Origin of the sequence: Plantactinospora endophytica (genome assembly GCF_016862915.1) — a bacterium.
Classification (GTDB): Bacteria; Actinomycetota; Actinomycetes; order Mycobacteriales; family Micromonosporaceae; genus Plantactinospora; species Plantactinospora endophytica.
This window is the reverse complement of sequence record NZ_BONW01000044.1, coordinates 135,731-160,868: the sequence shown is the minus strand read 5'-3', so window position 1 is coordinate 160,868 and position 25,138 is coordinate 135,731. Positions and strand designations below refer to the sequence as shown.

22 protein-coding genes are annotated in these 25,138 nt (G+C 72.9%); 20 read left to right on the top strand and 2 right to left on the bottom strand.

The genetic code is table 11. From position 1 onward, the window contains the following. The first annotated feature begins 88 nt into the window (after positions 1-88). The 4 genes from Pen02_RS36935 to Pen02_RS36920 all read left to right on the top strand — a co-directional run bounded on the left by Pen02_RS36935 (position 89) and on the right by Pen02_RS36920 (position 2,476). The gene (locus Pen02_RS36935) at positions 89-586 is read left to right on the top strand and encodes a GbsR/MarR family transcriptional regulator (RefSeq protein ID WP_203870830.1); all 498 of its coding nucleotides are present in this window, start codon (positions 89-91) and stop codon (positions 584-586) included. Positions 587-824: 238 nt separating this feature from the next. Then, positions 825-1,577: a hypothetical protein gene (locus Pen02_RS36930; protein ID WP_203870829.1), complete on the top strand. Its 753-nt coding sequence runs from the start codon at positions 825-827 to the stop codon at positions 1,575-1,577. Beyond that, on the top strand, positions 1,570-2,091 hold the full coding sequence (locus Pen02_RS36925) for a hypothetical protein (protein WP_203870828.1): 522 nt from the start codon (positions 1,570-1,572) through the stop codon (positions 2,089-2,091). The genes Pen02_RS36930 and Pen02_RS36925 overlap by 8 nt, the downstream gene beginning before the upstream one ends. Next, the gene (locus Pen02_RS36920; RefSeq protein ID WP_203870827.1) at positions 2,069-2,476 is read left to right on the top strand and encodes a hypothetical protein; all 408 of its coding nucleotides are present in this window, start codon (positions 2,069-2,071) and stop codon (positions 2,474-2,476) included. Before Pen02_RS36925 ends, Pen02_RS36920 begins: the two co-directional genes overlap by 23 nt. A gap of 62 nt (positions 2,477-2,538) precedes the next feature. Here the strand turns inward: Pen02_RS36920 and Pen02_RS36915 are convergent, their stop codons facing one another. Then, on the bottom strand, positions 2,539-3,192 hold the full coding sequence (locus tag Pen02_RS36915; RefSeq protein WP_203870826.1) for an alpha-ketoglutarate-dependent dioxygenase AlkB: 654 nt from the start codon (positions 3,190-3,192) through the stop codon (positions 2,539-2,541). Between the two features lie 216 nt (positions 3,193-3,408). Between Pen02_RS36915 and aspS the strand changes: the two genes are divergently transcribed. The 13 genes from aspS to Pen02_RS36850 all read left to right on the top strand — a co-directional run bounded on the left by aspS (position 3,409) and on the right by Pen02_RS36850 (position 21,438). Further along, positions 3,409-5,235 carry an aspartate--tRNA ligase gene (gene aspS / locus Pen02_RS36910; protein ID WP_203870825.1) on the top strand — a complete coding sequence of 609 codons (1,827 nt, stop codon included), beginning with the start codon at positions 3,409-3,411 and terminating at the stop codon, positions 5,233-5,235. A gap of 281 nt (positions 5,236-5,516) precedes the next feature. Beyond that, positions 5,517-7,232 carry a hypothetical protein gene (locus Pen02_RS36905; protein ID WP_203870824.1) on the top strand — a complete coding sequence of 572 codons (1,716 nt, stop codon included), beginning with the start codon at positions 5,517-5,519 and terminating at the stop codon, positions 7,230-7,232. A 295-nt stretch (positions 7,233-7,527) separates the two neighbouring features. Next, entirely contained in the window at positions 7,528-8,190 is a 663-nt protein-coding gene (locus Pen02_RS36900) for an ArsR/SmtB family transcription factor (RefSeq protein ID WP_203870823.1), read from the top strand. Further along, on the top strand, positions 8,187-9,632 hold the full coding sequence (locus tag Pen02_RS36895) for an MFS transporter (protein ID WP_203870822.1): 1,446 nt from the start codon (positions 8,187-8,189) through the stop codon (positions 9,630-9,632). The genes Pen02_RS36900 and Pen02_RS36895 overlap by 4 nt, the downstream gene beginning before the upstream one ends. 114 nt (positions 9,633-9,746) lie before the next feature. Beyond that, positions 9,747-9,965: a hypothetical protein gene (locus Pen02_RS36890; RefSeq protein ID WP_203870821.1), complete on the top strand. Its 219-nt coding sequence runs from the start codon at positions 9,747-9,749 to the stop codon at positions 9,963-9,965. A 75-nt stretch (positions 9,966-10,040) separates the two neighbouring features. Continuing rightward, positions 10,041-11,801, top strand: a complete 1,761-nt coding sequence (locus tag Pen02_RS36885; RefSeq protein WP_239141893.1) for a replication-associated recombination protein A — start codon at positions 10,041-10,043, stop codon at positions 11,799-11,801. Between the two features lie 2,585 nt (positions 11,802-14,386). After that, on the top strand, positions 14,387-15,028 hold the full coding sequence (locus Pen02_RS36880) for a hypothetical protein (RefSeq protein ID WP_203870960.1): 642 nt from the start codon (positions 14,387-14,389) through the stop codon (positions 15,026-15,028). A gap of 181 nt (positions 15,029-15,209) precedes the next feature. Continuing rightward, a complete protein-coding gene (locus Pen02_RS36875; protein WP_203870820.1) occupies positions 15,210-15,698 on the top strand; it encodes a DUF948 domain-containing protein in 489 nt (162 codons plus the stop codon). Between the two features lie 4 nt (positions 15,699-15,702). Then, positions 15,703-16,008, top strand: coding sequence for a hypothetical protein (locus Pen02_RS36870; protein ID WP_203870819.1), 306 nt, complete (start codon positions 15,703-15,705; stop codon positions 16,006-16,008). Then, positions 16,005-18,686 (top strand): alanine--tRNA ligase, encoded by a 2,682-nt coding sequence (gene alaS, locus Pen02_RS36865; RefSeq protein ID WP_203870818.1) that lies wholly within the window; start codon positions 16,005-16,007, stop codon positions 18,684-18,686. Before Pen02_RS36870 ends, alaS begins: the two co-directional genes overlap by 4 nt. Positions 18,687-18,850: 164 nt before the next feature. After that, complete coding sequence (ruvX, locus tag Pen02_RS36860) at positions 18,851-19,312, top strand: Holliday junction resolvase RuvX (protein WP_203870817.1); 462 nt, start codon at positions 18,851-18,853, stop codon at positions 19,310-19,312. Continuing rightward, complete coding sequence (gene mltG / locus Pen02_RS36855) at positions 19,309-20,526, top strand: endolytic transglycosylase MltG (RefSeq protein ID WP_203870816.1); 1,218 nt, start codon at positions 19,309-19,311, stop codon at positions 20,524-20,526. Before ruvX ends, mltG begins: the two co-directional genes overlap by 4 nt. A gap of 84 nt (positions 20,527-20,610) precedes the next feature. Beyond that, positions 20,611-21,438, top strand: coding sequence for a shikimate dehydrogenase (locus Pen02_RS36850; protein WP_203870815.1), 828 nt, complete (start codon positions 20,611-20,613; stop codon positions 21,436-21,438). On the opposite strand, the gene Pen02_RS36845 is transcribed toward Pen02_RS36850, so the two are convergent. After that, entirely contained in the window at positions 21,374-22,645 is a 1,272-nt protein-coding gene (locus Pen02_RS36845; protein ID WP_203870814.1) for a multidrug effflux MFS transporter, read from the bottom strand. The genes Pen02_RS36850 and Pen02_RS36845 overlap by 65 nt on opposite strands. Before the next feature lie 101 nt (positions 22,646-22,746). On the opposite strand from Pen02_RS36845, the gene Pen02_RS36840 reads away from it, so the two are divergent. From Pen02_RS36840 to Pen02_RS36830, 3 genes are all read left to right on the top strand, one after another. Then, a complete protein-coding gene (locus tag Pen02_RS36840; RefSeq protein ID WP_203870813.1) occupies positions 22,747-23,235 on the top strand; it encodes a MarR family winged helix-turn-helix transcriptional regulator in 489 nt (162 codons plus the stop codon). A 99-nt stretch (positions 23,236-23,334) separates the two neighbouring features. Next, positions 23,335-24,513 carry a chorismate synthase gene (gene aroC, locus Pen02_RS36835; RefSeq protein ID WP_203870812.1) on the top strand — a complete coding sequence of 393 codons (1,179 nt, stop codon included), beginning with the start codon at positions 23,335-23,337 and terminating at the stop codon, positions 24,511-24,513. Then, positions 24,513-25,028, top strand: coding sequence for a shikimate kinase (locus Pen02_RS36830; protein WP_203870811.1), 516 nt, complete (start codon positions 24,513-24,515; stop codon positions 25,026-25,028). The genes aroC and Pen02_RS36830 overlap by 1 nt, the downstream gene beginning before the upstream one ends. Positions 25,029-25,138 lie beyond the last annotated feature (110 nt).

Here is a 25,138-nt window from a genome sequence, read left to right as displayed (position 1 = left end):
GCCCGCAGGGCGCGGCCGGCGTCGTTGGCCCGCTCACGCGGTGTTGAGGCACAATTACACGATCTTCAGAAACGAGCGAAGGACGGAAATGACGCGAATCGAGGGTCCTCGGGACGAGGAGGCCGTACGCCGCTTCGTCGAGCAGTTCGCGTTGTCCTTCAGCGAGGTGGGAGTACCCCGGATGGCGGCCCGGGTGCTGGGTGCCCTGATGGTGGCCGACGAACCCGGGCTCACCGCCGGGGAGATCGCCGAGCGGCTGGGGGTCAGTGCCGCCGCGATCTCCGGTGCGCTGCGCTATCTGCTGCACGTCAACCTGGTGCTGCGGGAGCCGGTGCCGAACTCCCGGCGGGACCGTTACCACGCCCCGGACGACATCTGGTACACGGCGGCGGTGCAGAGCGGGGTCTACCGCAAGCTCGGCGACATGATGCACCAGGGCGTACTGGCGGTGGGTGACGACTCACCCGCCGGTATCCGGCTGGCCGACATGCGGGACTTCCTGTTCTTCGTGCAGGACGAGATGGGTGCGCTCATCGACCGCTGGAACGAGACCCGGCAGGAGAAGCGGCCGGAGCGGGCCGGCTGACGCCCTGGGTGGATAGCCCGGTCTGTCCGTGATTTGTCTGCCGCAGCAAATGTCTCGTGTCCGGTACATCAGTAACATGAGTGATATCCGGGGTGACCGAGTCCGTCGATCATCGACCTGGCGACCCATTCAGCGGCTGGGCAGTGACCTGTAAGACCTGCGGGGTGGGCGGAGCGGCGTCGGGGAGTGCACCTGTCGCGGTAGCCCGCGCCCCACGAGGTCTTTTCGGGAGAGACCCATGCCCACACCGCTCGTACCCTTGACCCGTTGGCCAGGCCCGGACACCACCGGCGTACCGGCCAACACCGTCCTCACCCCGTCCGGCTCGTTGGAGCTGCGTCGGGACGGTCAGGTGATCACCAACCTGAACATCACCGGACGGGTGAGCGTCTACGCCAGGAACGTCACGATCCGGCGGTCGAGGATCACCTCCGACGGCGCCACCTTTCCGATCCGTACCTTCGACCCGGCGGTCAACCTCGTCGTCGAGGACGTCGAGATAGACGGTCGGGGCCGGTCCCCGGTCGGGGTCTGCTTCGACGACTTCACCCTGCGCCGGGTGAACCTCCACCACGTACAGGACGGGCTCTGGATCGGGTCCCGGGTCAACGTCGTCGACTCGTGGATCCACGATCTGGTCCGGGTACCCGGCTCGCACAACGACTGCGTACGGGTGGTCGGCGTCGGTGACGTCGTCCTCCGGCACAACCGGCTGGACGCCTACCGCCCGAGTACGTCCGAGGCGATGAACTCCTGCCTCGCGCTCGGCCTCGCCGTGCACAACCTCCGGGTCGAGGAGAACTACTGCGACGGCGGCAACTACACCATCTCGATCCGCCCCGACCTGGCCGCCTCGGCGGTGGCGTTCCGGCGCAACGTCTTCGGCCGGCACCACCGCACCGGGATCATCGCCCGTCCCGTCCATCGTGGACTGACCTGGGAGCGGACCAACGTCTGGTTCGACAACGGTCAGCCGGTCGGGCATGAGTGAGCGCGCCGTGGGGCGACGTTCCGGGCGGCGCCGACGGCGACCCCTCAGCGTGACCTCGGGTTGGCAGCCGTTCGAGGTGACTTCGCTGGCCACTGCGGTGGTCTGCGGGGTGTCCCTGGTCGGGCTCGACAGCCGACCCCGGTCGGTGGCCGCCGCCATGCCCAACCTGCTTGAGCAGATCTGGGCGGTGGGCCTCATCGTGGCCGGCGTCGCAGGGCTCTGCGGGGTCGCCTGGCAGGGGCAACTCGCCACCGCCCTCGGCGTCGAACTCGGCGCGCTGCTGGGGTTCGGCAGCGTCACCGGAATGTACGCCATAGCTGTCTTCGTGATCGCCGGCCGACCGGGGATCGCCGCCGGTCTGTTCATCGCCGCGCTAGCCGTCTCCTCCTGGTGGAGGTGTGTGCAGATCGTCCGCGACCTGCACCGACTGGCCCGGGCGCAGGAGTTGCGCCACAAGATCGAGGTACCGATGCCCGTAGAAGGAGCAGCCCGTGACCCCTCCAGTGCCCCCTGACTCGGGTCCGCCCTGGATCCAGATCCTGCTCTCCGCCATCGGCATCCTCGGTGGCGGCGGCGGGGTCGCCTCGGTCGCCGCGGTCCTGCTGCAACGTCGCAGGTTCCGGGCGGACGCGGCGGACGTCCTCACCGACACCGCCCTCACCCTGGTCCAACCGCTGAAGGTGCGGGTGGCGGAGTTGGAGGCGGAGACGATCGTCGCCCGGCAGCAGGTGGAGAAGGCCAGCCGGGAGGTCTCCGAACTGCGTACCGCAGTGGGGGAGGCGACCATGATGATCCGGCGGTGGCGGATGGCGATCCTCGCCCCGAACGCCACCATCGGGCAGATCCGTAGCCTCGTCTCGGACACCAGGCCCTGGTACGACGACATCCACCACGGCTGACGGCACCGAACTGTCCCGGCGGGGTCCCTCGGAGGTAGGGGCCCCGCCGCCGTTTCACCGGCTCAGGCCACTCCGGCGGGCCGGAACTGCACGCTGACCCGGGGACCCACCGCCCGGGACGTCTTCGGTACGGCGTGTTCCCAGGTGCGCTGGCAGGAGCCGCCCATCACGATCAGGTCGCCGTGTCCGAGCGGGAAGCGCAGGCTCGGCCCGCCGCCGCGCGGGCGCAGCAGCAGCGGCCGGGGCGAACCGAACGAGACGATCGCGACCATGGTGTCCTCCCGGGCCGAGCGGCCGATGGTGTCGCCGTGCCAGGCGACACTGTCCCGCCCGTCGCGGTAGAGGCACATCCCGGCGGTGACGAAGGGCTCGCCCAACTCGGCGGCGTAGTGCCGGGTAAGCCGCTCCCGGGCCGTGCCGAGCACCGGATGGGGCAGCGGCTCGGTGCCGGAATACCAGCGGAGCAGCCGGGGGACGTCGACCACGCCGTCGTACATCCGGCGGCGCTCGGCCTGCCAGTCGACCTCGTCGAGCAGGATGCCCAGCACGGCGTCGGAGCCCCGCACCCAGCCGGGCAGGTGGTCGACCCAGGCGCCACGGCTCAACTCGTGCCGGCGGAGCGCCCCGACGAGCGGACCGAGCCCGGCGCCGTCCCCGGCGATCCCGTCGCCGGTCGCGAAATCCAGCATCGAGGGCTGGTAGGCGCCGGTCGTCATCCGGCCACGGTACTCGACAATCGAACGCACGTACGAATCGGGTGCGGAGAGGTGCCGGTCGGGATCCGAACCGGCGGGCGGGCCGGCCCGAAGTGTGGGCTGACCCGGAGCGGGGGGCTGACCCGAAGGGTGGGGCGCCGGGCGGTCCGGGCCCTCCTGACAGAATGTCAGGGCAGCAGCCCGGACCGCCCGGACAGACGTGAGGAGACACCTGTCGTGATCCGTACCCATGACGCCGGCACCCTGCGCGCGGGAGATGCCGGTAGCACGGTGACCCTCGCCGGTTGGGTCGCCCGCCGGCGGGACCACGGCGGAGTCATCTTCGTCGACCTGCGGGACGCCTCCGGCGTGGTGCAGGTGGTGTTCCGCGAGGGGATGGAGTCGGCCCACGCGCTGCGCAACGAGTACTGCGTCCAGGTCACCGGCGAGGTGACCCGGCGCCCCGAGGGCAACGACAACCCCGAACTGGTCACCGGCGAGGTCGAGGTGACGGTCAGCCAACTGGAGATCCTCTCCGAGGCGGCGCCGCTGCCGCTGCCGGTGGACGACCAGGTGGAGGCCGGTGACGACGTACGCCTCAAGTACCGCTACCTAGACCTGCGGCGCAGCGGTCCGGCCCGGGCGATGCGGCTGCGGTCGGCGGCCAACCAGCTCGCCCGGAAGGTGCTGCACGGCCGCGACTTCCTGGAGATCGAGACGCCGACCCTGACCCGGTCGACGCCGGAGGGCGCCCGCGACTTCCTGGTGCCGGTACGCCTCCAGCCCGGCACCTGGTACGCCCTGCCGCAGTCCCCGCAGCTTTTCAAGCAGTTGCTGATGGTCGGCGGGATGGAGCGCTACTACCAGATCGCCCGCTGCTACCGGGACGAGGACTTCCGGGCCGACCGGCAGCCGGAGTTCACCCAGCTGGACATCGAGATGTCGTTCGTCACCGAGGACGACGTGATCGACCTCGGCGAGGAGATCGTCGCCACCCTCTGGCGGGAACTGGCCGGACACGAGATCAGCCAGCCCATCCCCCGGATCACCTGGCACGACGCGTTGGACCGGTACGGCTCCGACAAGCCCGACCTGCGCTACGGCGTCGAGCTGACCGAGCTGACCGACTACCTGCGCGGCACCGAGTTCCGGGTCTTCGCCGGGGCGATCGACGCGGGCGGCTACGTCGGCGCGGTGGTGATGCCGGGCGGGGCCGGGCAGAGCCGCAAGGAACTCGACGGCTGGCAGGACTGGGCCAAGGCGCGCGGCGCCCGCGGCCTGGCGTATGTGGTGCTGGACGCCGAGTCGGGCGAGGCCCGGGGGCCGGTGGCCAAGAACCTGTCGGCCGAGCACCTGGCCGGGCTGGCCGACGCCGTCGGGGCGAAGCCGGGCGACGCGGTCTTCTTCGCCGCCAGTGCGCAGCGGCGGGAGGCGCAGGAGCTGCTCGGTGCCGCCCGGGTCGAGATCGCCAAGCGGGCCGGCCTGGTCGACGAGAGCGCCTGGGCGTTCTGCTGGGTGGTCGACGCGCCGATGTTCGAGCCGGCCTCCGACCAGGAGAACGGCAGGGCGGGTGGCTGGACCGCCGTGCACCACCCGTTCACCTCGCCGAACGCCGACTGGGTGGACCGGTTCGAGGAGGCGCCGGACCGGGCGCTGGCGTACGCGTACGACATCGTCTGCAACGGCAACGAGATCGGCGGCGGCTCGATCCGTATCCACCGTGGCGACGTACAACGGCGGGTCTTCGACCTGCTCGGCATCAGCCCGGAGGACGCGGCGGACAAGTTCGGCTTCCTGCTGGAGGCGTTCAAGTACGGCCCGCCGCCGCACGGCGGCATCGCGTTCGGCTGGGACCGGGTCTGCATGCTGCTGTCCGGGGCCGAGTCGATCCGCGAGGTGATCGCGTTCCCGAAGACCCGGGGTGGGTTCGACCCGCTGACCAGCGCGCCTACTCCGATCACCAGTCAGCAGCGGGCCGAGGCCGGCATCGACGCCAAGCCGAAGCCGGCGGTACCGGCGCACGGCGGCACCGCCGGGGTCGCCGCCCCGGTCGAACCCTCCTGATCCGTCGGTCAGCGGCATCCGTCGGTCAACGGCCTGGCGGGCCGGCGCGGCTCTCCTGGCCGGCCCGGCCTGCCTCGTCGGCACCGCCTTCCAGTTCGTCGCCGCGGCCTTCCAGTTCGTCGGCACCGCCTTCCGGAGCGCCGGTCCGATGACCGGTCCGTGATTTCGGACGCCCTGCCAGGCGCTTCGGAAGGCATCGCTGCCCGTCGGTCCGGACCGGTGGTTCGGGCCGGACGGGGGTGGCCGGCAATCGACTTGCTTCGGATGCTCATACTCGGTCCATGGCGCCAAACCCTGATCTGTTCATCGACCTGGACCCGAGCGAGGCGGGATCCGAGGTTGTCAAGACCGTCGTACTGCCCTGGTCGGGCCAGAGCACCCCGCTGCGGATTCCGGCCGGGCTCAGCGACGGAGCCATCCTGCGGCTGCCCGGCATCGGGCCGGCGACCGCGCCCGGTGGTCCGCCCCGGGACGCGTACGTGCAGGTCCGGATCGTGCCGGGCGGAGGCGGTACGGTCCCCATGAGCTTCGGAGCGGCCCCCTTCGGTGCGCCCGGTCCGGTCCCGCCCGTGACGTCGGCCCCGCCGACCACCCCGTTCGGTGCGCCGCCGGTGTCGGCCCCGCCGACCGCGCCCTTCGGTACGCCGCCGGTGTCCGGGCCGCCGACCACTCCGTTCGGTGCGGGTCCGCCGGTCTCGGCTCCGCCGACCGCGCCCTACGGGACCCCGCCGGTGTCGGCACCGCCTACCAATCCCTTCGGTGCGCCGCCGGTCTCCGCCGCGCCCTACGGGACTCCGCCGGTGTCCGGGCCACCGACCAATCCCTTCGGTGCGCCGCCACCGGTGTCGGGTCCGCCCACGGGTCCCTACGGTGCTCCGCCGGTGTCGGGTCCGCCCACGGGTCCCTACGGGACTCCGCCGGTTTCGGGTCCGCCGACGGCTCCGTTCGGTGCCGGCCCGCCCGGCCCGCCGTACGGGCCGCCGCCGCAGTTCGGAGCGTTTCCGCCGCCGCCCCGGAAGTCGGGGCGGGGCAAGATCATCGCCATCGTCGGTGGCGCCGTCGCCGTGGTGCTGCTGGTGGCGCTGGCGGTGCCGCTGCTGATCTGGGCCGGCAACCGGGACGACGACCCGCCGTCCAACCGGTCCGCCTCCGGCGCCGGGGGCGAGCCCTCGCCGAGCGCCGCGCCGATCAGCGCCCAGGAATACCAGGCTCTGCTGGCCGAGGTGGACAAGGCGGTGGCACCGGGCTTCACACAGCTCGGCGCGGCCAAGAACCCCAAGGCGGTGGGTATCGCCGCCGGCACCATCGGCCGGGCGCTCGACCAGCAGATCTCGGCGTTGTCGAGGGTGGTACCGCCGCAGAACGCCGCGACGGCGCACGCCGACCTGCTGCGTGGGCTGGAAGGCATGATCGACTCGATCACCGAGACCGGCTCGGCCGCCGGGGCGGGGGAGGTCTGCCTCGGCTCGTCGGCGCTGGCCCGACTCAGCCGGGACACCTCCGCCGACGACATCCGCACGGCGCAGCAGGCGCTCGCCGCGGCGGACCCGGCGCAGCCGTACCAGGTCGGCAAGTTCGTACCGAAGAAGACGGCGGACGGCAACCGGCGGCTCAGCAACGGCGCGTACATCAAGCGGGTGCGCAGCGGTCAGGGCCAACTCAAGATCGAGAACGGCGGCAGCAGCGACGCGGTCATCAACCTGGTGCTGGGCAGCGCCAAGTCCCCGACGGTCAGCGTGTACGTCCGGGCCAAGGGCAAGCACACCGTCTCCTCGGTCAAGGACGGCACGTACCGCATCTACATGACCGGCGGTAAGGACTGGGACGCCCGGGCCAAGGCGTTCAGCCGGAACTGCAACTTCCAGCGGTTCGAGGACACCTTCAAGTTCACCACCACGTCGTCCCAGTACACGATCTGGACGATCACGCTGACTCCGGTCGCGGGTGGCAACGCGCAGACCAGCGAGGTGGACCCGAACGCCTTCCCGGGCGGCTGACCGGGCCGACGACGCCGCCCGCTCGGGCGGGTCGCGGGGGCGGTGCCAGACAGCGGGCGTGCCGGCCGGATCGATCTACCGATCCGGCCGGCACGCCCGTTCAGCGTCCGGCCCGTTCGGCGTCCGGCCCGCGCAGCGTCAGCCGGCTGTCGGGCCGCGTCGGCTCTGGCTCCGACTCCGGGTTCGGGTTCGGGTTCGGGTTCGGGTTCGGGTTCGGGTTCGGGTTCGGTCAAGCATGCACAGATTCTATGCATAGCTATTGTGCACAGGATCTGTGCACAGTTATTGTGCGTGTATGGACAGTGAGCGGTCGAACCAGAGCGAGCCGCCGCCCTCGGTGGTGGCCCTGGACAGTGCGCAGATCCGGGTGCTGGCCCATCCACTCCGGGCCCGGCTGCTGATCGCGCTCCGGTCGGACGGCCCGGCCACGGCGACCCGGCTGGCCCAGGCGCTCGGCACCAACACCGGCGCCACCAGCTACCACCTGCGGCAACTCGCCGACGCGGGGCTGGTCGTGGAGGAGCCCGACCTGGGCGCCGGCCGGCAGCGGTGGTGGCGGGCGGCGCACCAGTTCAGCAGTTGGCGCAGCACCGACTTCGCCGACGACCCGGACGCGCTCGCCGCCGCCGACTGGCTCTACCGGCACGCGATCCGGCTGCACGCCGACCTGACCGAGCGCTGGGTCACCGAGCAGCACACGTACCCGGCCGAGTGGCGTGACGCGGCGAACTTCTCGGACGTGCTGCTCCGGCTGGACCCGCCGCAGTTGCGGCAGCTCAACGACGAACTGCACGCGGTGATCGACCGCTACCGGCACGCCGTACCGGCGGTCGACGGGATGGACCTGCCCGAACCGGGCGACGGCACCGAGCAGGTGCTGCTCTACCTGCACAGTTTTCCGGTGCGGGGGCCGATCCCGCTGGCCGGCGGCGTCGAGGAGAACGGGGAACGGGGATGACCGTACTGACCGGCCGCCAGGTCCGGCGGCGTTACCTGATCCTGCACGGGCTGCGTTGGCTGCCGATCGGGCTGCTGATTCCGGTACTCATGCTGCTGTTGCTGGAGCGCGGCCTCAGCCTGCCGGAGGTCGGCTTCGTCGCCGCCGCGCAGGGACTCGTGGTGCTGGCGCTGGAACTGCCGACCGGGGGTCTCGCCGACGCACTGGGCCGCAAGCCGGTGATGGTCGCGGCCGGGCTGGTCAACCTCGGCTCGCTGCTGCTCTTCCTGACCGCCGACAGCTTCGTTCTGTTCCTTCTCGCGTTCGTCCTCCAGGGGATCTTCCGGGCCCTGGACAGCGGCCCACTGGAGTCCTGGTACGTCGACGCCGCCCTGGCCGCCGACCCCGACGCGCCGATCGAGCGCGGGCTCAGCGCGGGCGGAGTCGTCCTCGGCGTGTGCATCGGCGCCGGAGCGCTGCTCAGCGGTGGTCTCGTCGCACTCGGGCCGGTCGGCGGCGTCAGCGCGCTCACCCTGCCGGTGCTGGTGTCGGTCGCCCTTGAGGTCGTCGCCCTGACCGCCCTGCTCCTGCTGCTGGTCGAGGTACGCCCGGCGGCCGGTGTCGCCGCGCTGCGCGGCTCGCTCCGGGCGGTGCCGAGCGCGATCGGCGGCGCACTCGGGCTGGCCCGCCGGTCCCGGATCGTGCTCGCCCTGATCGCGGTGGAGTTGTTCTGGGGCTTCGGGATGGTGACCTTCGAGACCCTGCTGCCGGTCCGGCTCGCCGAGGTGCTCGGCGACCGGGACCAGGCGGCGGCGCTGCTCGGCCCGACGGCGTCCGCGGCCTGGCTGGCGTCGGCCGGCGGCGCGGCGCTGATCGCGTACGCCAGCCGGTGGCTGGGGGTGCCGCTCAGTGCCGGCCTGCTTCGCATCCTCCAGGGAGCCACCGTCGTCGGGATGGCACTGCTGGCCGGGCCGATCGGGATCATCACGGCCTACCTGCTCTGCTACGCCGTGCACGGCGCGGCCAACCCGCTGCACTCCGGACTACTGCACCGACAGGTCGACGGGCCGTACCGGAACAGTGTCATCTCGCTGAACTCGATGGTGGCGCAGCCGTCCGGCGCACTCGGCGGTGTCCTGCTCACCTCGCTGGCGGCGGCCACCACGGTCAGTACGGCGATGCTGGTCGGCGGCGTGGTGCTGGCCGTCGCGGCCCCGCTCTACCTGCCCGCCTGGTGGGCGGACCGCCGCGCCGCGACCCCCGACGGTCCGGACCGATCCGAGCCGACCACCCGCCCGACGGATCCCGGCGCGACGGTGTCCAAGCAGATTCCGGAGCAGCCGGGACCGGCGGCGCCGGCCGGGCCGGACCAGCGTCACCGCCCCGGCGTTCAGGCGTCGAGCGGTCAGCCGACCCCCACCGAGGTCCGGGCGAGCGGGTCGGGGAATCCGAGCCGGGCGTAGCGCCGCCCGACGCCTGACCGGGCCGGAACGGGGTGGCCGGTGTCGGTGGATTGGCGCGGGACGCGGTCGGGTACATCCTGGCCGACCTACTGGAACCCCCGCCGGGAGGAACTGATGCTCGCCTACATCGCCGCCGGAGTTTTCGCCTTCGCACTGCTGCTGGACCTGTTCGACGAGAACCTCGGTGCACCCGACCTGTTCAACTTCCCGACCCTGGTGCTGATCGGTCTGCTCTGCCTCGCCCTCTACCTCGCCGGGGTCGGCCGTGGGCCGGGCACCGCCGGCGGCGGCGGCGGGCGCTGGTACCGGGGCCGCCGGCCTGGTCGGGGCTGATCGTCGTCGGATCGCGACCGGCCCGGTTATCGGTGCATTTCCGGCACTGGAAACCGGGCCGGTAATGTCTTCGTGATGGAGTCCGACGGCCTATTCTCTCTCGTCGATCCCGTCGGCGGGCGTGGCGCGCCGACCGGGACCGCCGCCGAGGGCTTCACCGTACCCTCCGCGGATTCTCCGCTGCCGGTGCGGATGCGTCCGGCCAGCCTGGACGAGCTGGTCGGACAGGAGCACCTGCTCGCCCCCGGGGCGCCGCTGCGACAGCTCGTGACCGGGACGTCACCGATGTCGGTGATCCTGTGGGGACCGCCGGGCAGCGGCAAGACCACCATCGCCCACCTGGTGGCACACGCCACCGAGCGACGCTTCGTGGCGATGTCGGCGCTCTCCGCCGGGGTCAAGGACGTCCGTGCGGTGATCGACACCGCCCGTCGGGAACGGCGGGCCGGTGGCCGACCCACCGTACTGTTCATCGACGAGGTGCACCGGTTCAGCAAGACCCAGCAGGACTCACTGCTGGCCGCGGTGGAGGACCGTACGGTCACCCTGCTGGCGGCCACCACGGAGAATCCGTACTTCTCGGTCATCTCGCCGCTGCTCTCCCGGTGCGTCCTGCTCACCCTGCAGGCGCTGGACGACGACGCGGTACGGGGACTGCTCCGTCGCGCCGTCGCCGACCAGCGGGGACTGGCCGGCGCGCTCACCCTCGCCGCCGACGCCGAGGAGCACCTGGTCCGGCTCGCCGGCGGCGACGTACGCAAGGCGCTGACCGCGCTGGAGGCGGCGGCCGGCTCGGCGACGGCGCTCGGCGAGACCGTGATCGACCTGGCCACCGCCGAGCAGGCGGTCGACGTGGCGGCGGTGCGCTACGACCGGGACGGTGACGCCCACTACGACGTGGTGAGCGCGTTCATCAAGAGCATGCGCGGCTCCGATGTGGACGCCGCGCTGCACTGGCTGGCCCGGATGCTGGTGGCCGGTGAGGACGCCCGCTTCATCGCCCGGCGGATCGTGATCTTCGCCAGTGAGGACGTCGGGATGGCCGACCCCACCGCGCTGAGCGTGGCCACCGCCGCCGCGCACGCCGTGGAGTACGTCGGACTGCCGGAGGCGCAGCTCAACCTGGCACAGGCCGTGATCCACATGGCCACCGCACCCAAGTCCAACTCGGCGACCACGGCGATCGGCGCGGCGATCGGCGACGTACGGGCCGGTCGGGGCGGCTCGGTGCCCCGGGCGCTGCGCGACGCGCACTATTCCGGCGCGCGCGGACTGGGGCACGGCGCCGGCTACCGCTATCCGCACGACGACCACCGGGGCGTGGTCACCCAGCAGTACGTACCGGACGACCTGGTCGGGATGGACTACTACCAGCCGAGCGGGCACGGCGCGGAGCGGGCGGTCGGCACCCGGCTGCCCCTGCTGCGCCGGATCGTCCGGGGACAACCCCCGCCAGCGAACAGCACCGCTGCGGGGCAGCCCGCGAACGCTCCCGAGTCGGGGCAGCCCACGCGCGGCACCGCGCCGGGCAGAGCCACGAACGGCACTGCGCCAGGGCCATCCGCGAGCAACGGCACGGCAGGGCCAGCCACGAACGGCACTGCGGCAGGGCCATCCGCAAGCGGCGGCACGGCAGAGACAGCCGCGAGCGGCAGAGCGGTGGAGCCGGCCGCGAACGGCAGGCTGGGGGAGCAGGCCGTGAGCGGAGCTGGGACGGAAGTGGCCGTGAGCGGCGCGGGGGAGCCGGACGATCCCGGCAGGGGGCCGGAGGACGGCGTGCACGGCAAGGTGACGGCAGACGGCGGCGGGACACCCGCAGGGGAGGAAGACCAGTGAGATCGCGCGGTTCGGACCGGGGCGAGGACGGCCAGGACGAGCGGCGGGAACCACGGGGCAAGGGACGCCGCTGGGGCCGGGGCAAGTCGGAGGAGATTCCCGCCACGGAGCCGGAGGTCAGCGGCGAGGAACTCGGCTGGATCACCGACCTGCGTACGGCCAAGGAGCAGAAGGCCGACATCGGCCCGGCCGACGGTACGACCTCGGCCGACCCGCCGGCCCGGGTGCCCGCCGCGTACGAGCGGCTACCGGAGGCCGGACAGGACGACGCCGGCCCGCCCGCTTCGGGTGCCCCGATGGCCGGACCGGGCGGGCGTCGAGGTGACGGACCGGCACCGGAGCCGCAGGCGCCGCCCCGGCGCGGGCCGGAGTTCCCGGAACCGGGCCAGCCCGCGCGGAACGCCGGACCGCAGCCGGCCCGCGCCGAGCCACACTCACCGGCCGGACCGCCGCCGCCCGTGGTGCCACCGGTCGTTCCGGCGCCACCGCTCGGCCGGCCGGGCCGTTCGGCCGAGCCGGCTCCTCCGGGGGCGTGGTCCGGGTCGGCTCCGGAGCGGCATGCGGCGGGCGACCGCGCCGAGTCGTCGGGCCTGCGGCCCGGTGCCACACCGTGGCCGGGTGAGCCGGTACCGTCCGCCGGGCGCCAGCCACGGCACGGCGGTACACCGGTCGAGCCGGCTGCGGGTCGGCGTGCGGCGGGTGGCCGGGCCGAAGAGACGTCCCCGGGACGTCGGGCGGCGCCGACCGAACCGGCCGACGGTCGGCTGGGCCGGCCGGCCGGCCCCGCGTCCGGCGACTTCGGCGGCCCGGCCGGCGCTGGCGGGCGGTTCGACGCACCGGGCGCACCCACGAGCGGTGACTTTGTCGTACCCGCGTCTGGCAACGCCCCTGCGGTCCCGACCGGTCCTGCGGCCGGGGCACCGGGCCGGCCCGGTGTTCCGGAATACGACCCGGGCGACCCGGGCCGGGGTGGGATCCTCGGTGCACGCCGGCCCGGCGCCGCACCGCCGCCGTCCGGCGCACACGCGGCTGGCGCGGGTAGCCATTCCGCCCCCGGCACGGGCGCACATGCCGCCCCCGGCGGCGGGTCGCACTCCGCCCCCGGCGGCGCACACCCGGCCGGAACTGGTGGACACACGGCCGGAGCTGGTGGGCAGGCGGCCGGAGGCGGCGCGCATGCGGCCGTCAGCGGCCCGCCCGGGGTAGGTCCGCAACCCGCTTCCGGTGGGGCGCATGCCGCCGCCGATCGGGAGGGCCGTCCGTCCGGGCCGCCAGTCGGCTATCCGGAGCGTCCGGCGGACTGGATCCGGAAGGCCGGCCGGGGCATCCGTCCGGTCACGCCGGCCGCCGGCTACGGGCCACCGGCCCCCGGTTCCGGAGCCGGTGCCGCCGGAGGTCTTCCGCCGGTCGCGGGTGGTCCGGCCGGTGTCGAGCCGGGCAGCCGGTCCGCCGGTGGACCGAATCCGCTGGCCGGGCCGGGTCGGGCAGCCAACCGGCCGCCCGCCGGTCCGGACGGCCTCGACGGCGGACACCCCGCTCCGGGGCCTGAGACAGGCCGGCACGAGGCGCCGCCGGCCGAGGACTTCCGGGATGCCGGACGGGCTTCCCGGGTACGACCTGCCGGGGCGGGACCGTCCGGGCCACCGTTGCGCACCGACGGGCCGGGCGGTGGTCGGCACGGCGGGCTGCCGCCGGTGGTGCCGGGGCGGCACGGTGCGGTCGCACCACCGCCCGGGGGTGGGACGCGCGGCGATTCCCCGACGACCGGAGGTCCCGCCGGAGGCGTCGGTGCGCCCGAGCCGGGCGGTCCACGGAACATGCCTTCGCCGCGTGGCGGTACCCCCCGGGTGAGCGAGCCGGGCGTCGACCCGGGGACGTCGCGTGGCGCCGCCGGACTCGGCCGGTCTCCGGTGGAACCGGCGGATCGGCGTGGCATGCCGGGTGGCAGGTACGCGGTCGAGCCGGCCGACCGGGGCGGCCCGCCGGTCTCCGGCCCAGGGCGGGGGGAGAGTCCCGCCCCGCGCCCGGGTGCCGGTCGCCCCGGCACGCCCCTCGACGGTGCCGGTGCCGGTCGCCCCGGCGCGCCCCTCGACGGTGCCGGCGGTCGCCCGGGTGGTGCCGCCTTCGACGGTGGCGTACCGGGTAGGCCGGCTGGTGCTCCCGGCTCCGGCGTACCGGCTCGGGCGTCGGCCCGGGGGCCGGCGGCGCCGGTACATCCCGGGCCGGGGGTCGCGCCTCCGTCCGGCCCGCCCCGCGATCCGGCCGGTACGCCCGGTCGGCCCGCACCGGGTGAGCCGGGCCGGGCGACTCCGCCCCGTTCCGCGCCGGGGAGCCGGCCGGACGGTCCGGCCCGCCGGGACGAGGCGGTACGCCCCGACCCGCCGGTCCGACCCGACGCGCCGCCCCGCCCACCGGTACGCCCGGACGGCCCCGCACGCCCCGACGGTCCATCCCGGCCGGACGTGGCGGTACGCTCCGCCGCCGTGCCCCCGGCCTCCGGCGTCCGGCCGGACGGGGCGGGTGGACCGGACCGGTCCGATCCGGCGGACGCGTCGGCGGAGCCGGTCCGGGGTGCCCGGGCGGAACTGCGCCGACAACTTCGCGAGCAGCGTCGGCTGAAGACGATCGCCCTGCTCCTGGCCAGCCTGCTGGTGCTCGGCGCGCTGCCGACGTACTTCGGGGTCCGGGCCGCCACCCGGGATCCGGTGTTCAACTCGCTGGATGCGCTGGCGGTGCCGGCCTGGGCCGCGACCGACACGGTCGACGGGGTGAGCGGCAGCCGGTGGTGTCTGATCGAGTGCCGGTTCCGGGAGCGGACCGTCGAGTCGGACCGGCAGTGGGAGGAGACGGCGCAGGTTTACGAGACCGCGCTGGCCCGTGAGGGGTGGCAACCGTGGAAGGTGGCGCTCTGTCCGGAACAGCCGGTCGAGGGGCGCTACACCTGCTGGCGGCGGGACGAGTTGACCCTCGACATGTGGGTACGCCCGCCGGCCTGTCCCGACCCGGCGGTCAGCGCGCCCGGTGCCGTCCCGTCGCCCGGCGCGGCCGGCCCGGACGCCGCGAACTGTGACGGTTCGCGCGTGTCGATCAAGGTGCGGAACGCGATCGAGGACGACCGGGTCGGCCCGCAGCCGACCACCGATCCGTCGCTCACCGGAGTGGACCCGGACCCGCTGCTGACCGACAGCCCACTCGGCGGGCTGACGCCCACACCCACCCCGTCGTGAGGCCGGCGGTCGTCACCGACGGTAGGGTTCACGGTTGGTACTCGATGGGCATTCCGGAGAACGCCGCGACGCGGTGCCGGACGTCCGGGTGAGACGGTCGCGCGCGACGTCCCGGACGGTGCCCAGATCCGCAGACGGTGCGCAGAGCGATTTCCTAGACGGTGCTTAGAGGAGGACACGGGTGGACGCTGGAGAGGTCGGACAGATCGCGGCGCTCGTCGCGGCCGGTGCGTTCCTGATGTTGGTGTTGGTGCTGGCCAGGCCGATCTGGCGGCTGGGCAACACGGTGGACGCGGCGACCCGGGCGATCAACGACATCAACGACCGCACGGCACCGCTGCTCGCCAACATGAACGTCACGGTGGAGAACGTGAACACCGCGCTGGGGCAGGTGCACACCTCGCTGGACGGGGTGAACATCCAGCTCGCCAAGATCGACACGATGACCGGGCACGCCCAGAACGTCACCGCCAACATCGCCAACCTCAGCACCGTGGTCTCGGCCGCCGCCGCGAACCCGCTGGTCAAGGTCGCTGCTTTCGGGTACGGGGTGCGCAAGGCCGCCGCCGCCCGCCGGCACGCCGAGGAGGAGCGCGACGTACGCGCCGTCCTGAAGCAGCAGCGTCGGGCATCCCGGCGTGACCGCCGCGCCGGCTCGGCGGAAGGATGAGGCCATGAAGCGACTGCTCTGGCTGGGCATCGGGCTGGCCGTCGGCGCACTGGTCGTCCGCAAGCTGACCCGCACCGCGCAGGCGTACACGCCGCAGGGGATCGCGGGCTCGCTGGCCCAGTCCGCGGGTGGCGTGGTGGCGTCGTTGCGGGACTTCGCGGACGACGTCCGGGACGGCATGGCCGAGCGTGAGCAGCAGATCCACCAGGCGTTCGCCGAGGGCGTGGCCTTCGACGACCAGTTCGAGGACCTGCGCGAGGACCCGAGGATCGGCGATCGCGAGTTGTTTCCGGAGGAAGGCACGAGATGAAGACGGCGGAAGTCAAGCGGCGCTACCTGGCGCACTTCGAGGCCAACGGGCACACCGTGGTGCCGTCCGCTCCGCTGCCGGCGATCGACGACCCGAACCTGCTGTTCGTCAACGCCGGCATGGTGCAGTTCGTGCCGTATTTCCTCGGTCAGCAGTCGCCGCCGTTCCGACGGGCGGTGTCGGTGCAGAAGTGCATCCGTACCCCCGACATCGACGAGGTGGGGAAGACGTCCCGGCACGGCACGTTCTTCCAGATGAACGGGAACTTCTCGTTCGGTGACTACTTCAAGGAGGGCGCCATCGCGCTCGCCTGGGAACTGGTCACCAAGCCGGTCGCGGACGGCGGTTTCGGGTTGGACCCGGAGCGGATCTGGCCGACGGTCTACCTGGACGACGACGAGGCCGAGGCGCTGTGGCGCAAGATCGGGGTACCGGCGGAGCGGATCGTCCGGCGCGGCAAGGCGGACAACTTCTGGTCGATGGGTATCCCGGGGCCGTGCGGGCCGTGTTCGGAGATCTACTACGACCGGGGTCCGGCGTACGGGGCCGAGGGTGGTCCGGCGGTCGACGAGGACCGTTACCTGGAGTTCTGGAACCTGGTCTTCATGCAGTTCGAGCGGGGTCCGGGGACCGACAAGGAGAACTTCCCGATCCTTGGTGACCTGCCGGCGAAGAACATCGACACCGGCATGGGCCTGGAGCGGATGGCGGCGATCCTCCAGGGCGTCGACAACCTGTACGAGATCGACGAGGTGCGGCCGATCCTGGACCGGGCCGCCGAGATGACCGGCCGACGCTACGGCGCGAAGTCGGGGCACGCGGCGAGCGAGTCGCACCCGGACGACGTACGACTGCGGGTGGTCGCCGATCACGTGCGGACCGCGTTGATGCTGATCGGTGACGGGGTGACCCCGGCCAACGAGGGGCGCGGCTACGTGCTCCGTCGGATCATGCGGCGGGCGATCCGGGCGATGCGGCTGCTCGGCTGGCAGGAGCGGGCACTGCCCGAGCTGCTGCCGGTGGCCCGGGACTGCATGTCCCCGTCGTACCCGGAGGTGGCGGCGGAGTTCGACCGGATCTCGTCGTACGCGTACGCCGAGGAGGACGCCTTCCTGTCCACCCTCCGTGCCGGCACCACGATCCTGGACACCGCGATCGCCGAGACCCGTTCGGCCGGCGGGGCGAAGCTCTCCGGCGACAAGGCGTTCCAACTGCACGACACGTACGGCTTCCCGATCGACCTGACCCTGGAGATCGCCGCCGAGCAGGGGCTGTCGGTGGACCAGGACGGGTTCCGCCGGCTGATGGCCGACCAGCGGGCCCGGGCCAAGGCCGACGCGCAGGCCCGCAAGACCGGCCACGTCGACCTGTCGGCCTACCGTTCCGTGCTCGACGCCGGCGGGCCGGTGCAGTTCACCGGCTACACCGAGGTGTCCCGGGAGTCGTCGGTGCGGGCGCTGCTCGGTGCCGGTGGTACCCCGGTCGAGGTGGCCGGCGAGGGTGACACGATCGAGCTGGTGCTGGACGCGACCCCGTTCTACGCCGAGGGCGGCGGCCAGCAGCCCGACGTCGGCCTGATCACGGTCGGCGAGGGCCAGGTCGAGGTGCTCGACGTGCAGCAGCCGCTGCCGGGGCTGATCGTGCACCGGGCCCGGGTGGTCCGCGGCGAGGTACGCCGTGGCGAGGCCGGCCTGGCCGAGATCGACGTGGTACGCCGCCGCGCGATCTCCCGCTCGCACACCGCGACCCACCTGGTGCACCAGACGATGCGCAACTTCCTCGGCGAGTCGGCGACCCAGGCCGGTTCGCTGAACGCGCCGGGGCGGCTGCGGTTCGACTTCAACACCCCGACCGGGGTGGCGCCGAGCGTGCTGCACGACGTGGAGCAGCAGGTCAACGAGGTGCTGCTGGCCGACCTGGAGGTGCACGCCTTCATCACCTCGCAGGAGGAGGCCCGCCGGCTCGGCGCGATGGCGCTGTTCGGCGAGAAGTACGGCGACGAGGTGCGGGTCGTCGAGGTCGGCGAGTACGCCCGCGAGCTGTGCGGCGGTACCCACGTGGCCCGGTCCGCCCAGCTCGGCCTGGTGAAGATCCTCTCCGAGTCGTCGATCGGCTCCGGAGTACGCCGGGTGGAGGCGCTCGTCGGGCTGGACGCGTTCCAGTTCCTGGCCAAGGAGCACCTGCTGGTTTCCCGGCTGGCCGAGCTGTACCGGGTGCCGGGCGACCAGGTCGCCGACCGGGTCGAGCAGACCGTGGCGCAGTTGCGGGACGCCGAGCGGGAGTTGGAGAAGCTGCGCGCCCAGTTGGTGCTCGGCGGTGCGGCGGCGCTCGCCTCGGCGGCCCGGGACGTCCGTGGGGTGGCCTTCGTCGGCACCGAGGCGCCGGAGGGCGCGGGCGGCAACGACGTGCGTACCCTCGCCCAGGAGATCCGGGGCAAGATCGACCCGGCCCGCCCGGCGGTGGTCGCGGTGGCGGCCCGGGCGAACGGCAAGGCGTCCCTGGTGGTGGCGGTGAACGGCGCGGCCAAGGACCGGGGCGTCTCGGCGGCGGCCCTGGTCAAGGGCGCGCTCTCCGGCCGGGGTGGCGGCAACGCCGACCTGGCCCAGGGCGGCGGCCTGCCGGCCAGCGAGGCGCCCAGCCTGCTGGCGGCGGTCGAGAAGGCGCTCGCCGAGGCGTGACGTGCGGCTTCTGGTTGCTCCCCGGCGGGCCGTTGTGATTGGATCTTCAGCCATGACGGCCCGCCGGTTCGGGCGGATCTGCCCGGAACCGGCCGACAGAAATCGGATGATCCAGTTTTCCGGTGGCATAGCGCTATGAACCGACCCCTTCCTGGCACGACGCGATGACGACCCTTCCCCGGGGCGTCCGGCTCGGCGTGGACGTCGGTCAGGTACGCGTGGGTGTCGCGCTCTCCGATCCGGACGGGATCCTGGCAACCCCGCTGGTGACGCTGCCCCGGGACCTGAAGACCGATAATGAGGCGGTTCCGGCCGATATCTCGGAAATCGCGCGGCTCGTCGAACTCCACCAGGTGGTCACGGTCGTGGTCGGTCTGCCGGTGACACTCGCCGGGACGCACGGACCGGCGGCGACCCAGGCGAAGGCGTACGCCCGGCGGCTCGGTGCGGCGATCACGCCGGTGCCGGTGGATCTGGTGGATGAAAGGATGTCGACCGTCGTGGCTTCTCGTAGGCTAGCCGAGCGGGGCGTCCGAGGACGGCGTCAACGGGCGGTGGTCGATCAGGCGGCCGCGGTGGAGATTCTGCAGAGCTGGCTAGATGGGCAGCGGAGGCGGACGGGATGATCGACGAGTTGGAGCTCGCGTTCGACGAGCGTGCGGAGAAGGGACGGCACCGGCGCGGCGCGCGCAACCGCAACGGCAAGAAGAAGCGTGGCGGGCGGGGCCGGACGATCGCGGCCCTGCTGATGACGTTCGTGCTGCTCGGCGTCCTGGGCGGCGCAGGCTGGTACGGCTTCGACCGGGTGCAGGGCTACTTCGTCACCCCGGACTACGACGGCACCGGCAGCGGTGAGGTCCAGGTCCAGGTCGAGGAGGGCCAGACCATCGCCGAGATCGCCAACACGCTGGTCTCGGCCGGAGTCGTCAAGAGCACCAAGGCGTTCATCGAGGCGGCCCAGGCGAACTCCCGCAGCGGCAACATCCAGCCGGGGGTTTACAAGGTCCGCAAGGAGATGAACGCGGAGGCGGCGCTGGGCCTGCTGCTGGACCTGAAGAACAAGCTCGTCAACGGCTTCCTCGTCAAGGAGGGCGCCACCGTCAAGCAGATCTTCAAGGCGCTGGCGGCGGAGACCAAGCTCCCGGTCAAGGACTTCGAGACCGCCGCCAAGGACCTGAAGGGGCTCGGCATCGCGGACTTCTGGTTCAAGCGCGACGACGGCCAGAAGGTCGACAAGACGATCGAGGGCTTCCTCTTCCCGGACACCTACGAGCTGCCCCCGAACGCGAGCGCCGAGGCGATCCTCAAGCTGATGGTGCAGCGCTTCATGTCGGTCGCCGAGGACATCGACTTCGTCGACCGGGTGCAGAAGGAGCGCGAGATCAGCCCGTACGAGGCACTGATCGTCGCGTCGCTGGCCCAGGCCGAGGCGGGTAACGAGATCGACCTCGGCAAGGTCGCCCGGGTGGCGTACAACCGGATCTACAGTGGCGACCACTACTGCAAGAACGGCAACGGGCTGACCGGCTGCCTGGAGTTCGACGTCGGGGTCAACTACTACTGGGAGCGGACCGGCAAGAAGACCAAGCGCTCCGGGGACATGACCGACGCGGACCTCTTCGACAAGAACAACCCCTACCGGATGCACGGCAAGGCGGGGCTGCCGCCGGGGCCGATCAACAACCCGGGGCAGAAGGCCCTCGAAGGGGCGATGAACCCGCCGAAGGGGACCTGGCTGTTCTTCGTGGCCGTCGACAAGGACGGCCGCTCGAAGTTCGCCACCACCAACGAGGAGCACGAGCGCAACATCGAAGAGGCCCGGAAGAACGGCGTGCTCTGAGGTGACGACACGTGCGGGTGGCGACGCCGCGACGGTGACGACACGTGACAGTGACGACGACGTGACGGTGACGGTGACGACGACGTGACGGAGGAGCGCCGGGCGGCGGTGCTGGGCAAGCCGATCGCCCACTCGCTCTCCCCGGTCATCCACAACGCCGGTTACGCGGCGGCCGGGTTGACCGGCTGGTCCTACACGGCGATCGAGTGCGCCGAGGCCGAGCTGCCCGACCGGGTGGCCGGGCTCGGCCCGGAGTGGGCGGGGCTCTCCCTGACCATGCCGCTCAAGGAGGCGGCGCTCGCGGTGGCCACCGAGGTCTCGCCGGTCGCCGCCGCGATCGGTGCCGCCAACACTCTGGTACGCCGACCGGACGGCTCGTGGGCCGCCGACAACACCGACGTACCGGGCATGGTCGACGTGCTGGTCGGAGCCGGCGTACCGGCCGACGCCGAGGTGCTGCTGCTCGGTGCCGGGGGCACCGCCCGGGCCGCGCTGGCCGCCGCCGTACGGCTCTCCGCCCGCCGGGTCACCTGCCGGGTACGCCGGCCCGCCGCCGGTGCCGAGCTGGCCCGGCTGGCCGACACGCTCGGCCTGCGGTTCGAGATCGCGGACTGGGCGGCCCCGGGCGAGCGGGACGGCGCCGACCTGGTCATCTCCACCGTGCCGAAGGGCGCCGCCGACGGTTTCGCCGAGGTGGCCCGGTCCTGGCGGCCGGAGACCGTCTTCTTCGACGTCGTCTACGACCCGTGGCCGACTCCGCTGGCGGCCGCAGCCGCGACGGCCGGCTGCCGGATCGTCTCCGGCCTCGACCTGCTGCTGGCCCAGGCGGTGGGACAGTTCACGCAGTTCACCGGGGTACCGGCGCCGGTGGACGCGATGCGTTCGGCACTGGCTGCCGCCCGCTCCGGGTGAGGGTGAAGACCACCAGCGCGGAGAGTGCGGTGCTGCCGAGCACCAGTACGGCCATCGGCAGCGCGCTGTCGTCCGGGCCGAGGCCGGCCAGTGGTGCCAGGGCGGCGGCGATGCTCAACTGGAGCGCCCCGAGCAGCGCGGCAGCGGTACCGGCGTGCCGGGGATGCCGGTCCAGGGCCAGCGCCAGGCCGTTCGGCAGGGTCATGCCGACGCAGGAGACGAAGACGAAGAGCGCGACCAGTACGGTCGGCAGGTTGTCGGTGGCCGCCCCGCCGAGCAGGGCGGCGGCGGCCAGCAGGCTGGCGAGCAGGGCGGTGCCGAGCAGCCGGCGGGTGCCGTACCGGTCGAGCAGCCGGGCGTTGAGCTGACCGACGGCGGTCATCCCAGCGGCGTTCAGCCCGAAGATCAGCGTGAACCAGCCGGCGGAGAGCGCGAAGACGTCCTGGATCACGAACGAGGACCCGGAGATGTACGCGAACAGCGCGGCGAACGCCAACCCCTGGGTGAGTACGTAGCCGAGGTAGACCCGGTCGGTGAGCAGTCCCCACATCGCCCGGGCGGTGCCGGCCAGCCCGCCGGTGTTCCGCTGTTCGGCGGGAAGTGTCTCCGGTAGCCATCGGGCGACCGCGCCGAGCAGCAGTAGGCCGATTCCGGTCAGGGCGACGAAGACGGCCCGCCAGTTGCCGACCTGGAGCACGAGGGTGCCCAGCGCCGGTGCGGCGGCCGGGGCGACACCGAAGATCAGGATGAGCCGGGAGAAGTACTTCGCCGCCGCGACGCCGGAGTAGCGGTCCCGGACGATCGCCCGGGCGACCACCACCCCGGTTCCGCTGGCCACCCCCTGGAGCAGCCGGAGTCCGGCCAGCGCCTCGGCCGACGGCGCGAACGCGCAGAGCAGGCTGGCCACGGTGTACGCGGCGACGCCGATCAGCACCGGCCGGCGCCGCCCGTACCGGTCGCTGAGCGGCCCGGTGACGAGTTGGCCGAGGGCGAGGCCGAACAGGAAGGTGGTCAGCGAGAGCTGTACGTCGGTCGGGCTGGTGGCGAGGTCGCCGGTCATCTCCGGGAAGGCCGGCAGGTACATGTCCAGGGACAGTGGACCCACCGCGGTCAGGGTGCCGAGCAGCAGCAGTTGGCCGGCTCCGGCGGCGCGTCCGGGCGGTGCTGCGGGGCGTGCGGGCGCTGCTGCGGGGCGTGCTTCGCCCACGGCGTTCCCCCTAGTCTTGGGACAGACCGACACTTTAGCTCTGTGAGCAGAGCTATTGCGATGTGAAGTAGCCGACGGGAACGGGGAACGGGGGACCGGGGATGACCGACGACGCGACGGCCGGCGCGGCCGAGGCGCTCGGCCGGGCCGTGGCCGACCTGCACCGGGTACTGCGCCGCTCGACCAGCCGGCGGATCGGCCGGCCGCCGCTGCCCGACGCCCAGGTGGAGGTGCTGCGGCTGGTCGAGCGCTGCCCGGAGATCAGCGTCAAGGAGACGGCGGAGCGGCTGCACACCGCCGCCAACACCGTCAGCACCCTGGTCGGCGACCTCGCCGGAGCCGGCCTTCTGGAGCGGACCCGGGACCCGGAAAACCGCCGCGTGGTCCGGCTCCGGCTGACCCCGGCCGCGCACGTCCGGATCGGCGAGTACGTCGCGCACCGCCGCGATCTGCTGCTCGACGCGCTGCACCGGCTCGACGAGCCGGCCCGGCGGGACGTCGTGCGGGCCGCCGGACAACTGCACCGGCTGGCCGACCTGCTTACCGACCAGGAACGGGCCGCCCAGCCGGCCGATCCTGCCCGTCCGTAGAGCGGGACGGCACGGGCGGTGCACCGGAGTACACCGGGTTCGTGCCAAACTTGACCGTCCGGCGGCCGGCGCCCGGTCGCGACGAGGAGAGGGTTGGTCGTGTTGCGCTGGTTGACGGCGGGGGAGTCGCATGGACCTGCTCTGGTGGCGCTGCTCGAAGGGCTGCCGGCCGGGGTCGAGGTGACCAGCGAGGAGATCGTCCGCCAGTTGGGCCGCCGCCGGCTCGGCTACGGCCGGGGCGCCCGGATGTCGTTCGAGCGGGACGAGGTGGAGATCGTCGGCGGTCTCCGGCACGGCCTGACCCTGGGCAGCCCGGTGGCGATCCGGGTGGGCAACTCCGAGTGGCCGAAGTGGCAGACGGTGATGGCCGCCGACCCGGTAGACCCGGAGTTGCTGGCCGGTCAGGCCCGCAACGCAGCCCTGACCCGGCCCCGGCCCGGCCACGCCGACCTGGCCGGCATGCAGAAGTACGGCCACACCGACGCCCGGCCGATCCTGGAACGCGCCAGCGCCCGGGAGACCGCCGCCCGGGTCGCGGTCGGCACCGTCGCCCGGGCCCTGCTCCGGCAGGCGCTCGGCATCGAGATCGTCTCGCACGTGGTGGAACTCGGCTCGGTCGCCGCCAAGCCCGGCCTACAGCCCCGCCCCGAGGACGCCGAGCGGATCGACGCCGACCCGCTGCGCTGCCTCGACCCGGAGGCCAGCGCCCGGATGGTCGCCGAGGTGGACGCCGCCAAGTCCGACGCCGACACCCTCGGCGGCATCGTCGAGGTGCTCGCCTACGGCGTACCGCCGGGGCTGGGCAGCCACGTGCAGTGGGACCGCAAGCTCGACGCCCGGCTCGCCGCCGCGCTGATGTCCATCCAGGCGATCAAGGGCGTGGAGATCGGTGACGCCTGGCAGCAGGCCCGGTCCCGGGGCTCGGTGGCGCACGACGAGATCGTCCCCACCGCCACCGGGGTACGCCGGGTCACCGACCGGGCCGGCGGGCTGGAGGGCGGCATCACCACCGGCGAGCCACTGCGGGTACGCGCCGCGATGAAGCCGATCTCCTCGCTCAACCGGGCACTTTCCACCGTGGACGTCGCCACGGGTGAGCCGGCGACCGCGATCAACCAGCGTTCCGACGTCTGCGCCGTACCCGCCGCCGCGATCGTCGCCGAGACCATGGTGGCGCTGGTGCTGGCCGAGGCGGCGCTGGAGAAGTTCGGCGGTGACTCGGTGGCCGAGATCCGCCGCAACCTCGCCGGCTACCTGGACAACCTGGTGATCCACTGATGGCACCGGTCTGCGTGCTGGTCGGGGTGATGGGGGCCGGCAAGACCAGCACCGGGATGCTGGTCGCCAAGGGGCTCGGCGTCGACTTCCGGGACACCGACGGGGACATCGAGGCGACCGCCGGCAAGCCGATCCCGGAGATCTTCGTGGACGACGGCGAGGAGCATTTCCGTACCCTGGAACGGGCCGCCGTGGCGACCGCGCTGGCCTCCTTCGACGGGGTGCTGGCGCTCGGCGGCGGCGCGATCCTCGCCGAGGAGAACCGGGCCGCGCTGGCCGGGCACCGGGTCATCTACCTCTCCGTGGAGCTGTCGGACGCGGCCAAGCGGGTCGGCCTCGGCACCGGCCGGCCACTGCTCGCGATCAACCCCCGGGCCACCCTCAAGCACCTGCTCGACCAGCGTCGTCCGCTCTATTCCGAGGTGGCCACCTGGACCGTGGTCACCGACGGGCGGACCCCGGAGCAGGTGGCCGACGAGATCCTGGCCGGGCTGGCCGGCGAGCGGACCGACTGACGGCCGGGCCCTACGGCCGCCATGGCATGTCACCGCTCGTCGCCTCCGTGCTCGCGGCCGGTGCCCCCTGACTCTGCGGGCTCGCGCGCTCCGCGGCCGGGGCCGCCTGG